Origin of the sequence: Burkholderia sp. BCC0097, from assembly GCF_902832985.1 — a bacterium.
Taxonomy (GTDB): Bacteria; Pseudomonadota; Gammaproteobacteria; order Burkholderiales; family Burkholderiaceae; genus Burkholderia; species Burkholderia orbicola.
In genome coordinates this window covers 41,307-53,737 of the sequence record NZ_CADFDM010000001.1, presented here as the reverse complement: position 1 = coordinate 53,737, position 12,431 = coordinate 41,307, and the positions used below count along the sequence as shown (strand labels likewise).

The window sequence follows — 12,431 nt, the reverse complement described above, 5'->3', positions numbered from 1 at the left end:
TAAGGCTTCGCGGGATACCTCCGCAAGCGGCGAAAAACAGCGGAAAGCGCGGCCCCGCGCGCGTTGCGGCCGTTGAGGGGCGAGTTCTCAACAAAGTTATCCACAGGCTGGGCAGGGTATACGGCGATTCCTAATGCGAATCCAAAACTTAGCGCCGAATCTGAAGTTTTACTTTAAGTTCGCCGTCGCGATGCGGGCGCGGATGCTGGCCGTCCGTCCCTTGCGTGCCGCCGCTGCCGGAGCGTGTGGATGAGCGGTACCTACCTGCGCGTGGCGCTCGACCACCCGCTCGCGACCCTGTTCGACTACCGCTGCGACGTGCAGCCGACACCCGTGCCCGGCACGCTCGTGCAGGTGCCGTTCGGCAAGCGGCAGGCCGTCGGGCTCGTCTGCGAAGTCACCACTCACACCGATGTCCCGCCGTCGCGGCTGCGTGCGGTCGACGCGATCTGTGCCGACCTGCCGCCGTTGTCGGCGGACTGGCTCGCGCTCGTGTCGTTCGCCGCCGACTATTATCAGCGCGGGCGCGGCGAGGTCGCGTTGCCGGCGCTGCCGCAGGCGTTGCGCGACGCCGGGCGCTGGGGGCGGCTGCTCGCGCCGGAAGTGCGCTACCGGCCGACCGAAGCCGGCCGCGCGGCGCTGCCCGATGCGTTGCCCGCGCGCGGCGCCGCGCTGCGCCGGCTCGCGCAGGCGCTGGCCGATACCGGCTCGCTGACGCTGCCGGATGCGCGCGCGCTCCATCCGAAGGCGGCCGCGACGCTCGACGACTGGGCGGCGCGCGGCTGGGTGGACGTCGAGGAGATCGGCTGGGCCGATGCGCCTGTGGCCAACCCTGTGGATAACCTGTCGACAAGCAGTGGACGAGCTGTGCCGCCGGCGTTGACGGACCAGCAGGCCGAGGCGCTCGACGCGATTCGCGCGGCGCAAGGCTTCGCGCCGTTCCTGCTGCATGGCGTGACGGGCAGCGGCAAGACCGAAGTCTATCTGCATGCGCTCGCGTCGCTGCTCGACGCGCGGCCGGACGCGCAGGCGCTCGTGCTCGTGCCCGAAATCAACCTGACGCCGCAGTTCGAGGCCGCGTTTCGCGCGCGCTTCGCAGGCGCGCTCGCCGACGACGCGATCGTCACGCTGCACAGCGGGCTCGCCGAAGGCGAACGGGCGCGCAACTGGCTTGCCGCGCACACGGGCCGCGCGCGGATCGTGCTCGGCACGCGGCTCGCGGTGCTCGCGTCGATGCCGACGCTCGCGCTGATCGTCGTCGACGAGGAGCACGAGCCCGCGTACAAGCAGCAGGAAGGGCTGCGCTATTCGGCCCGCGACCTGGCCGTGTGGCGCGCAAAGCAGCTCGGCATCCCGGTCGTGCTCGGCTCGGCCACGCCGTCGCTCGAAAGCTGGTGGCAGGCCGAGCAGGGGCGCTACACGCGGCTCACGCTGTCGCGTCGCGCGGTGGCCGACGCGACGCTGCCGACCGTGCGGCTGATCGATCTCGAAGAGGAACGGCGGCGCGGGCGTGCGTCGATGGGCGGGCTGTCGGGGCCGCTCGTCGCGGCGCTGAAGGCGCGGCTCGAACGCGGCGAACAGAGTCTCGTGTTCCTGAACCGGCGCGGTTACGCGCCACAGCTCGCGTGCGACGCATGCGGCTGGGTGGCCGGCTGCCCGCGTTGCAGCGCGTACGTCGTGCTGCACAAGCCCGAGCATGCGCTGCGCTGCCATCACTGCGGCTGGGAAGCGCGCATTCCGCGCTCGTGCCCCGAGTGCGGGAACGTCGACATCGCGCCGCTCGGGCGCGGCACGCAGCGCATCGAGGAGGCGCTCGCCGAGGCGGTGCCGGGCGCGCGGATTCTGCGGATCGATGCCGACAGCACGCGCCGCAAGGGCAGCGCGCAGGCGCTTTTTTCCGACGTGCACGCGGGCGAAGTCGACATTCTGGTCGGCACGCAGATGATCGCGAAAGGGCACGACTTCCAGCGCGTGTCGCTCGTCGGTGTGCTTAATGCCGATACCGCGCTGTTCTCGCACGACTTCCGCGCGAGCGAGCGGCTGTTCGCGCAGTTGATGCAGGTGAGCGGCCGCGCGGGGCGCGCCGGGCTGCCGGGCGAGGTGATGGTGCAGACGCGCTACCCGCGTCACGCGCTGTACCACGCGCTCGGGCGGCAGGACTACGTGGGCTTCGCGAATTCGACGCTCGCCGAGCGTCGCGACGCGCACCTGCCGCCATTCGTCTATCAGGCGCTGCTGCGCGCCGAAGGGCGCACGCTCGACGCGGCGCTCGCGTTCTTGCTGCAGGCCGCGGCCGCGTTGCCGGGGCTGCCGGGCGCCGATCGCGTGACCGTGTACGACGCGGTGCCGATGACGATCGTGAAGGTCGCGAACGTTCACCGCGCGCAGCTGCTGCTCGAAAGCGCGTCGCGGGCGGCGCTGCAGCACGCGCTGCGCGCATGGCAGCCGGAACTGCGCGCGCTGAAGGGCGTGCTGCGGTGGAGCGTCGAGGTCGATCCGCTGGATATCTGAACGGCGCCCGCGCGGCGTTGCGGGATATCCGGCACTCGGGTTGCCGCCGCGTACCCGAACCCTCGTCCGTCGCATTGCCCGACCCGAACACCTGGGCGCCGGTGCCCAATCCCCTCCGTCGCCTATCCGACGCCGGCACCGCGCCGCGTCACACCCCAGTGCAACCCGTTTCCGGCCGTGTCCGCGCAGGCGGAGGGTTGCACACGTGTGCCGAATCGTCCCGATCAGGGAAAACACCGATCCTCGAACCACGGGCAACCCCTAGGTTGCAACCACATAAGTGGCTGATTATATTGACTAACTTATGGGTGCAACCTATCTCTCAATTTGGTTGCACCTTTTTATTGCGTGCCGTAGGATTTCGCGCATCCTCTTACACCACATTGCCGGACTCGCACCGGCGCACGAACCCACCATGGCAAGCACGACTCTCGGCGTCAAAGTCGACGACCTTCTCCGCTCGCGCCTGAAAGACGCGGCGGCGCGTCTCGAGCGCACTCCCCACTGGCTGATCAAGCAGGCGATCTTCGCGTATCTCGAGCGGATCGAGCACGGCCAGCTGCCGCCCGAGCTGTCGGGCCACAGCGGCGTGACGGAGCTCGCCGACGGTCAGGCCGCGGACGGCGACGACGACAACTCGCCGCATCCGTTCCTCGAGTTCGCGCAGAACGTGCAGCCGCAATCGGTGCTGCGCGCGGCGATCACGGCCGCGTACCGCCGTCCGGAGCCGGAATGCGTGCCGTTCCTGCTCGGCCAGGCGCGCCTGCCCGCGAACCTCCAGGCGGACGTGCAGGCGCTCGCGACGAAGCTGGTCGAGGCGCTGCGCGAGAAGAGCTCGGGCGGCGGCGTCGAGGGGCTGATCCACGAGTTCTCGCTGTCGAGCCAGGAAGGCGTCGCGCTGATGTGCCTCGCCGAAGCGCTGCTGCGTATTCCCGATCGCGCGACGCGCGATGCGCTGATCCGCGACAAGATCAGCAAGGGCGACTGGCGCTCGCACGTCGGCCACGCGCCGTCGCTGTTCGTGAACGCGGCGACCTGGGGGCTGATGATCACCGGCAAGCTCGTGACGACCAACAGCGAAGCGGGCCTGTCGTCGGCGCTCACGCGCCTGATCGGCCGCGGCGGCGAGCCGCTGATCCGCAAGGGCGTCGACATGGCGATGCGCCTGATGGGCGAGCAGTTCGTCACCGGCGAAACGATTTCCGAGGCGCTCGCGAACAGCCGCAAGTACGAAGCGCGCGGCTTCCGCTACTCGTACGACATGCTCGGCGAAGCGGCGACGACCGAAGAGGATGCGCAGCGCTACTACGCGTCGTACGAACAGGCGATCCACGCGATCGGCAAGGCGGCCGGCGGCCGCGGCATCTACGAAGGCCCGGGCATCTCGATCAAGCTGTCGGCGCTGCATGCGCGCTACTCGCGTTCGCAGCAGGACCGCACGATGAGCGAGCTGCTGCCGCGCGTGCGTGCGCTGGCGCTGCTCGCGCGCCGCTACGACATCGGCCTGAACATCGACGCGGAAGAAGCCGACCGTCTCGAACTGTCGCTCGACCTGCTCGAGGCGCTGTGCTTCGATCCGGAGCTCGCGGGCTGGAACGGCATCGGCTTCGTCGTGCAGGGTTACCAGAAACGCTGCCCGTTCGTGATCGACTACCTGATCGATCTCGCGCGCCGCAGCCGTCACCGCCTGATGATCCGCCTCGTGAAGGGCGCGTACTGGGACAGCGAGATCAAGCGGGCGCAGGTCGACGGCCTCGAAGGCTATCCGGTCTACACGCGCAAGATCTACACCGACGTGTCGTACCTCGCGTGCGCGAAGAAGCTGCTCGGAGCGCCGGACGCCGTCTACCCGCAATTCGCGACGCACAACGCGCACACGCTGGCCGCGATCTATCACCTGGCCGGCCAGAACTACTACCCGGGCCAGTACGAATTCCAGTGCCTGCACGGGATGGGCGAGCCGCTGTACGAGGAAGTCACGGGCCGCGACAAGCTGAACCGTCCGTGCCGCGTGTACGCGCCGGTCGGCACGCACGAGACGCTGCTCGCGTACCTCGTGCGCCGTTTGCTGGAAAACGGGGCGAACACGTCGTTCGTGAACCGCATTGCGGATAAGACCGTGCCGGTGAAGGAGCTGGTCGCCGATCCGGTCGACGAAGCGTCGAAGGTCGTGCCGCTCGGCGCGCCCCACGCGAAGATTCCGCTGCCGCGCCACCTGTACGGCGACGAGCGTCCCAACTCGATGGGGCTCGACCTGTCGAACGAACATCGTCTCGCGTCGCTGTCGTCCGCGTTGCTCGCGAGCGCGCACCACCCGTGGCGCGCGGCGCCGATGCTCGCCGACGACGCGCTCGCCGACGCCCCGGCGCGCGACGTGCGTAACCCGGCCGACCAGCGCGACGTGGTCGGCACGGTCAGCGAAGCGACGTCCGAGCACGTGAGCGCGGCGCTCGCGCACGCGGTGGCCGCCGCGCCGATCTGGCAGGCGACGCCGGTCGACGCGCGCGCCGATTGCCTGGTGCGCGCCGCCGACCTGCTCGAAGCGCAGATGCACACGCTGATGGGCCTGATCGTGCGCGAAGCCGGCAAGTCGCTGCCGAACGCGATCGCCGAAATCCGCGAAGCGGTCGACTTCCTGCGCTATTACGCGGCGCAGATCCGCGGTGAATTCTCGAACGACACGCACCGCCCGCTGGGCCCCGTGGTCTGTATCAGCCCGTGGAACTTCCCGCTCGCGATCTTCATGGGCCAGGTGGCCGCGGCGCTCGCCGCCGGCAACACGGTGCTTGCGAAGCCGGCCGAACAGACGCCGCTGATCGCCGCGCAAGCCGTGCGCCTCTTGCGCGAGGCCGGTGTGCCGGCCGGCGCGGTGCAACTGCTGCCGGGCACCGGCGAGACCGTCGGCGCGGCGCTGGTCGCCGATCCGCGCACGCGGGCGGTGATGTTCACGGGTTCGACCGAAGTCGCGCGCCTGATCAACAAGACGCTCGCCGCGCGCCTCGATCCGGACGGCAAGCCGATTCCGCTGATCGCCGAAACGGGCGGCCAGAACGCAATGATCGTCGACTCGTCGGCGCTCGCGGAGCAGGTCGTCGCGGACGTGATGCAGTCGTCGTTCGACTCGGCCGGTCAACGGTGTTCGGCGCTGCGCGTTCTGTGTCTGCAGGACGACGTCGCGGACCGCACGCTGACGATGCTCAAGGGCGCGATGCACGAGCTGGCGCTCGGCAACCCGGACCGGCTGTCGACCGACGTCGGCCCGGTGATCGACGCCGAAGCGAAGCAGACGATCGACACGCACGTCGCGGCGATGAAGGACAAGGGCCACGCGGTCACGCAACTGCCGATGCCCGACGCATGCGCGCACGGCACGTTCGTGCCGCCGACGCTGATCGAGATCGGCAGCATCGACGAGTTGAAGCGTGAAGTGTTCGGCCCCGTGCTGCACGTGGTGCGCTACCGCCGCAGCCAGCTCGACAAGCTGCTCGAGCAGATCCGCGCGACCGGCTACGGGCTGACGCTCGGCATCCATACGCGGATCGACGAGACGATCGCGCACGTGATCTCGAATGCGCACGTGGGCAACATCTACGTGAACCGCAACGTGATCGGCGCGGTGGTCGGCGTGCAGCCGTTCGGCGGCGAAGGGCTGTCGGGCACGGGCCCGAAGGCCGGCGGCGCGCTGTACCTGCAGCGCCTGCTCGCGACGCGTCCGTCGGGCCTGCCTCGCGCGCTCGCGCAGGCGCTGGTGGCGGACGGCGCGACCGAAAGCGATGCGCGCGGCAACCCGGCCGCGGCGCTCACGACGCTGCGCGACTGGCTGATCGAGCAGCGCGAGCCGGCGCTGGCCGCGCGTTGCGACGGCTATCTCGCACAGGTGCCGGCCGGCGCGACCGCCGTGCTGAGCGGCCCGACGGGCGAGCGAAACACGTATACACTCGGCCCGCGCGGCACGGTGCTGTGTGTCGCGGCGACGCCGGGCGGCGCACGTGCGCAGTTCGCGGCGGTGCTGGCGACCGGCAACCGCGCGTTGTTCGCCGGCGCGGCGGGCGAGGCGCTGGTCGCCGCGCTGCCGGCGTCGCTGAAGGCGCACGCGGCCGTGCGCAAGCAGGCCGACGCGCCGTTCGATGCGGTGCTGTTCGAAGGCGACAGCGACGAACTGCAGACGCTCGTGAAGGACGTCGCGCAGCGGCCGGGCCCGATCGTGTCGGTGCAGGGCGTGTCGGCGGGCGCGTTCGAGAACGGCGATGCGGAGGACTACGCGCTCGAGCGGCTGCTGACGGAACGCTCGGTGAGCGTGAATACGGCCGCGGCGGGCGGCAATGCGAATTTGATGACGATCGGCTGATCATCCTTGCCGTTCGGATCAAACAAAGGAAGCGGCCAGGCGATCCCGAAGCCGCTTCATTTACCCTGGTACCAAGGAGATGCTATGCAACACACGATGAAAAAGGTGGCAGGCGCGACGTTCGTCGCGGTCATGTCGCTGGCGGGGACGGCTCATGCGGATGACGTGAAGATTGGTTACGCAGGGCCGATGACGGGCGCGCAGGCGCACTACGGCAAGGATATGCAGAACGGGATCGTGCTCGCGCTGGAAGACTTCAACGCGACGAACCCGAAGATCGGCGGCAAGGCAGTGAAGTTCGTGCTCGACACGCAGGACGACCAGGCTGACCCGCGCACGGGTACGACGGTTGCCCAGAAGCTGGTCGACGACGGCATCAAGGGCATGCTCGGCCACTTCAACTCGGGCACGACGATTCCGGCTTCGCGCATCTACGCGAACGCGGGCATTCCGGAAATCGCGATGGCGACGGCGCCGGAATACACGCAGCAGGGTTACAAGACGACCTTCCGCATGATGACGTCCGACACGCAGCAGGGCTCGGTGGCCGGCACGTTCGCGTCGAAGGATCTCGGCATGAAGAAGATCGCGATCGTCGACGACCGCACGGCCTACGGCCAGGGTCTCGCCGACCAGTTCGAGAAGGCCGCGAAGGCTGGCGGCGCGACGATCGTCGACCGTGAATTCACGAACGACAAGGCCGTCGACTTCAAGGCGATTCTGACGAAGCTGAAGGCGGCGAAGCCGGACCTCGTCTACTACGGCGGCGCGGATTCGCAGGCAGCGCCGATGGTCAAGCAGATGAAGACGCTCGGCATCACCGCCCCGCTGATGAGCGGCGAAATGGTGAAGACGCCGACGTTCCTGAAGATCGCGGGCAACGCGGCCGAAGGCACGATCGCGTCGCTGGCCGGCCTGCCGCTGGAAGAAATGCCGGGCGGCAAGGCTTACGCGGACAAGTACAAGAAGCGTTTCGGCGAAGACGTGCAGACGTACTCGCCGTACGCGTACGACGGCGCGATGGCGATGCTGAACGCGATGAAGAAGGCCGATTCGACCGATCCGGCGAAGTACCTGCCGGTGCTCGCGAAGACCGACATGGCCGGTGTGACGTCGACGCACGTCGCGTATGACGCGAAGGGCGACCTGAAGAACGGCGGCATCACGATGTACAAGGTCGAGAAGGGCGACTGGAAGCCGCTGAAGAGCATCGGTGGCAAGTAAGCCGCATGGCGTAGCAGGATGATTGCCGGGCCGCGGAATTGTGCGGTGCCGGCGAGCATGCCGGACCCGCCGCGAGCGCGAAGCGCTTTCGGCGGGTTTTGTATTTGCCGGCGGAGCTACGCGGCGCGACATGGAGCTGGAGGCGGCTTTCCAAGTAATGATTTGGTCGACAGTATGTTCAACGCCGCGTCGCGCGACTCGCTCGTGCGTCACAGCTATTCGCGACGCATGCGCAGCAAGAACTTCTGCAGCTTGCCCGTCGGCGTGCGCGGCAGCGCCTGCGCGAACGTGAACTCGCGCGGAATCTTGTACGCGGCGAGCCGCTCGCCGCAGAACGCGCGCAGCGCATCCGCATCGGGCGCCGCGTTCGCCCGCGTCACGACGTGTGCGACGACCGTTTCGCCCCAGTCCGGATGCGGAACGCCGACGACGGCCGCCTCGGCGATGTCCGGGTGCGCGCCGAGCACGTCCTCCACCTCCTTCGAATAGACGTTCTCGCCGCCGGTGACGATCATGTCCTTCAGCCGGTCGACGATGAACAGATAGCCATCCTGATCGATCCGCGCGACGTCACCGGTGCGATACCAGCCGCCCGGCGCGAACGCGGCGCGCGTCGCGGCCGCGTCGTCGAGATAGCCGAGCATCATGCTGTCGGCCTTCAGCCAGATCTCGCCGGTCTCGCCCGGCCGCGCATCGACGCCGTCCATCCGCACGACCCGCAGGTCGACGCCCGGGCCGCCGTGGCGGCCGATCGAGCCGGCCTTCGCGATCTGCTCGTCCGGATGCAGCGTCGTGCCGGCCGGCCCCGTTTCCGTCATTCCGTAGACCTGAAAGAACGCGTGGCTGCGATACGCTTGCGCGAGCCGCTCGGCCTGCGCGGCGCCGATCGGGCCGCCGCCGTACAACCACGCGCGCACGCTCGACAGGTCGAATGCCGCGAAGCCGTCGATCGTGTCGAGCGGCAGCGTGTACGACACCGGCGCGCCGAAATACAGCGTCACGCGCTCGCGCTCGACGGTCTGCAGGAAGCGCAGCGGATGGTATTCGCGCAGCAGCACGACGGTGCCGCCCGCGACCAGCGTGCCGCCGAACCAGTTGTTCAGCGGCGACGAATGCCAGATCGGCATCGCCATCAGCGTGCGCTCGTTGCGGCCGATGCCGATCGCGAGCGCCGCCTGCATCGCGGCGAGCGTCACCGTGCGATGACTGTGCACGCAACCCTTCGGGCGGCCGGTCGTGCCGGACGTGTAGAGGATCTGCGCGACGTCGTCGTCGGCCGGCTCGATGCCCGGGAGGCCGTCCATCGTCGCGCACATCGTGTCGAAGTTCGGCACGCCGTCGAGTTCGCCCTCGGTCACGAGCCGCCGTGCCGGGTGCACGATCCGCTCGACCACCGGCGCGAGCGCCACGTCGAACAGCAGCACGGTGCTGCCGCTGTGTTCGAGCACGTAGTCGACTTCCGGCGCCTGCAGCTTGTGGTTGATCGGCACGAACGCCGCGCCGAGCCGCCATGCGCCGAACATCAGGTCGACGAAAGCCGGCGTGTTGAAGCACATCGCGGCGACACGATCGCCGGCCGCGACGCCGAGCGCGCTCAGCACGGCCGCCGCGCGGTGCGAACGCTCGCGCGCGGCCGCATACGTGATCGTCGCGGATTCGCTGACGAGGAACGGCTTGTCGGGCGTCGCACGGGCGGCGCGGTCGAGGGCGGCGACGAGATTCATCGAGGCTCCGGGCGGGCGAACGAACGTGAATTCGGGTGAACGGGCCGGCGTCAGGCCGGGTACGCGCGCTGCAGCAGCGCGGCGACGTCGATCGCGCGTGGATCGAAGCCGCCCGCGATACGGCCCCAGTCGGGCGCGGCAAGCCGCGTCGCGACGAACGCGTCGGCGACGGCCGCCGGCGCATCGCGGCGCAGCAGGCACGCCTGCGCGACGACCGCGAGCCGCTGCGCGAACACGCGGCCCGACGCTTCGAGCGTGTCGGCCGGGGCGGCGAGCATCGCGCGCAATCCGTCGAGCGCGGCACGAATGCGCGGTTCGCCCGCGCCGAGGTCGGCCAGTTCGTCGAACAGCGCGGCTGCCGCGTCGGGCTCGCGCGACACCGCACGCAGCACGTCGAGACACATCACGTTGCCCGAGCCTTCCCAGATCGAGTTGACGGGCGCCTCGCGGAACAGGCGCGCGATCGGGCCGTCGTCGACGTAACCGTTGCCGCCGAACACTTCCATCACCTCGCCGGTCAGCTCGACCGCGCGCTTGCAGACCCAGAATTTCGCGGTGGGCGTGACGATCCGCTTCCATGCGCGTTCGCGGGGCGAGTCGTCGCGCTCGAACGCGTCGGCGAGCCGCATCGCGAGCGACAGCGCCGCCTCGCTTTCGAGCGCGAGATCGGCGAGCACGGTGCGCATCAGCGGCTGCTCGGCGAGCGCGCGGCCGAACGCATGGCGCTGGCGCGTGTACGCGATCGCCTGCACGACGCCCTGGCGCAGCATCGCCGCGCTGCCGAGCACGCAGTTCAGCCGCGTGTAGGTGGCCATCTCGATGATGGTGGGAATGCCGCGGCCTTCGTCGCCGAGCATGATGCCCCACGCGTCGTTCAGCTCGATCTCGCTGCTCGAGTTGCTGCGGTTGCCGACCTTGTTCTTCAGTCGCTGGATCTCGACCGCGTTCTTCGTGCCGTCCGGCCGCCAGCGCGGCACGTAGAAGCACGACGGGCTGCCGGCCTCGGTGCGCGCGACGACCAGGTGCGCGTCGCACATCGGCGCGGAGAAGAACCACTTGTGGCCGCGCAGCCGGTATTCGCCGCCGCGCCCGCCCGCGCCGACCGGCGTGGCGAGCGTCGTGTTCGCCCGCACGTCGGAGCCGCCCTGTTTCTCGGTCATGCCCATGCCGAACCAGATCGCGCGCTTGTCGGCGACCGGCACGTCGCGCGGATCGTAGTCGTCGCTGTAGAGCTTGTCGCGCAGCAGGTCCCACAGTGCCGGCTCCTTCTGCAGCACGGGGATCGCGGCCTGCGTCATCGTCGCCGGGCACAGCGTGCCGGCCTCGATCTGGCCATGCAGGTAGAAGCCGGCGGCCGTCGCGGCCCAGCGGCCGCGGCGCGGGTCGCGGAACGCGAGCGACACGAAGCCTTCGTGGCGGTACTGGCCGAGCAGCGCGTGCCAGGCGGGATGGAAGTCGACGCGGTCGATGCGCCGGCCGCGCCGGTCGAACGTGTGCAGTTCCGGCGTGTGCTGGTTCGCTTCGTCGGCGAGCCGTGCGGTGTCGGCGCTGCCGAGCCGCGCGCCGTACGCGTCGAGCTGCGGCACGGCCCAGTCGGCGCCGGCCCGGGCGAGCGCATCGCGCAGCGCGAGATCCGTCGCGAAGAGGTTATAGTCGACGAGTTCGTCGAACTGGTTCGTGACGGCGTGAGTCGAGTCGGTCATCGCGGTTGTCTCCGGGTTGTCTCCGGTCTCATGCTTCGCGGTCAGCCGGCGTGATGCCGCGCGCAGGGCGTTTCGGCGCGGGTTCCGGCTTCCGGTAAAACGTATTCCCTGCTGAATTCAGAGTAGCAAATATGCCGCCGCGACATGTTCAGGTTCCGGCGCCGCCCGGCTCGCCGGCGGCGCAACCCGCGCCCGCATTGCGCCGCCGGCCGCGCCAGTCGCGCGCGCAGGCGAGTTCCGACGCGCTGCAGCAGGCGTTCGTTCAGCTTTTGCTCGAACGCGGCTACGCGAAGGCGACGATCCGCGAGATCGCGGCCGTCGCGGGCGTCAGCATCGGCACCTTCTACGAGTATTTCGGCGACAAACAGAGCCTCGCGGCGCTCTGCATCCACCGCCGCGTGCAGGCGCTGGCCGACCGGCTGCGCGACACGGTGCAGCGGTTGCGCGGTGCGCCGCGGGCCGAACTCGCCGTCGCGCTGGTCGACCTCCAGGTCGATACGATCGCCGCCGACGCGGCACTGTGGGGCGCGCTGCTCGCGCTGGAGCGGCAGGTGTCGCCGCTCGCCGCCTATCGCCGGCATTACGACGCCTATGTCGCGCTGTGGCACGACGCGCTGGCCCACGCGGCCGACCCGCCGCCGGCCGCTCGGCTCGACGGGCTCGCGCGGATGGCCCACACGATCTGCTATGGCGGGCTGTCGCAGGCGCTGCTGACGCTCGGGCCGGCGCTCGATTTCGCCGCGCAGCGCCGTGAACTGCGGGCCGTGCTGCTCGCGTACCTCGCGGCGGCGGGCGCGTAGCCTTCTTCGGGGAAATGCCTGATTCGCATATCAGGCGCGCAGGCTGGCCTTGCCATCAGGCCCTCCTCCGGGTGAGCCATGAGAAAAATGCATGGCCGCCATGACGAACTTTCGATTGTCC

Annotated in this window: 6 protein-coding genes; 4 read left to right on the top strand and 2 right to left on the bottom strand. The window is 69.5% G+C overall.

The window, feature by feature from the left end:
* Positions 1-249 precede the first annotated feature (249 nt).
* The 3 genes from HWX07_RS00205 (at position 250) to HWX07_RS00195 (ending at position 8,083) form a co-directional block, all read left to right on the top strand.
* Positions 250-2,511 (top strand): primosomal protein N', encoded by a 2,262-nt coding sequence (locus HWX07_RS00205; protein WP_175874711.1) that lies wholly within the window; start codon positions 250-252, stop codon positions 2,509-2,511.
* Positions 2,512-2,926: 415 nt separating this feature from the next.
* Positions 2,927-6,859, top strand: a complete 3,933-nt coding sequence (putA, locus tag HWX07_RS00200; protein WP_175874710.1) for a trifunctional transcriptional regulator/proline dehydrogenase/L-glutamate gamma-semialdehyde dehydrogenase — start codon at positions 2,927-2,929, stop codon at positions 6,857-6,859.
* A gap of 84 nt (positions 6,860-6,943) precedes the next feature.
* Positions 6,944-8,083, top strand: a complete 1,140-nt coding sequence (locus tag HWX07_RS00195) for a branched-chain amino acid ABC transporter substrate-binding protein (RefSeq protein ID WP_011546793.1) — start codon at positions 6,944-6,946, stop codon at positions 8,081-8,083.
* 215 nt (positions 8,084-8,298) lie between these two features.
* Here the strand turns inward: HWX07_RS00195 and HWX07_RS00190 are convergent, their stop codons facing one another.
* Positions 8,299-9,807, bottom strand: a complete 1,509-nt coding sequence (locus HWX07_RS00190) for an AMP-binding protein (RefSeq protein ID WP_175874709.1) — start codon at positions 9,805-9,807, stop codon at positions 8,299-8,301.
* A 50-nt stretch (positions 9,808-9,857) separates the two neighbouring features.
* A complete protein-coding gene (locus HWX07_RS00185) occupies positions 9,858-11,510 on the bottom strand; it encodes an acyl-CoA dehydrogenase family protein (protein WP_175874708.1) in 1,653 nt (550 codons plus the stop codon).
* A gap of 131 nt (positions 11,511-11,641) precedes the next feature.
* Here HWX07_RS00185 and HWX07_RS00180 point away from each other — a divergent pair, with 131 nt between their 5' ends.
* The gene (locus tag HWX07_RS00180; RefSeq protein ID WP_175874707.1) at positions 11,642-12,310 is read left to right on the top strand and encodes a TetR/AcrR family transcriptional regulator; all 669 of its coding nucleotides are present in this window, start codon (positions 11,642-11,644) and stop codon (positions 12,308-12,310) included.
* The last annotated feature ends 121 nt before the right edge of the window (positions 12,311-12,431 follow it).

What these genes read in the sequence shown, in the direction of transcription:
- HWX07_RS00195 (WP_011546793.1), top strand. Translation starts at nt 6,944, where the DNA reads ATGCAACACACGATGAAAAAGGTGGCAGGCGCGACGTTCGTCGCGGTC.
- HWX07_RS00205 (WP_175874711.1), top strand. Translation starts at nt 250, where the DNA reads ATGAGCGGTACCTACCTGCGCGTGGCGCTCGACCACCCGCTCGCGACC.
- HWX07_RS00180 (WP_175874707.1), top strand. Translation starts at nt 11,642, where the DNA reads ATGCCGCCGCGACATGTTCAGGTTCCGGCGCCGCCCGGCTCGCCGGCG.
- HWX07_RS00185 (WP_175874708.1), bottom strand. Translation starts at nt 11,510, where the DNA reads ATGACCGACTCGACTCACGCCGTCACGAACCAGTTCGACGAACTCGTC.
- HWX07_RS00190 (WP_175874709.1), bottom strand. Translation starts at nt 9,807, where the DNA reads ATGAATCTCGTCGCCGCCCTCGACCGCGCCGCCCGTGCGACGCCCGAC.
- putA (WP_175874710.1), top strand. Translation starts at nt 2,927, where the DNA reads ATGGCAAGCACGACTCTCGGCGTCAAAGTCGACGACCTTCTCCGCTCG.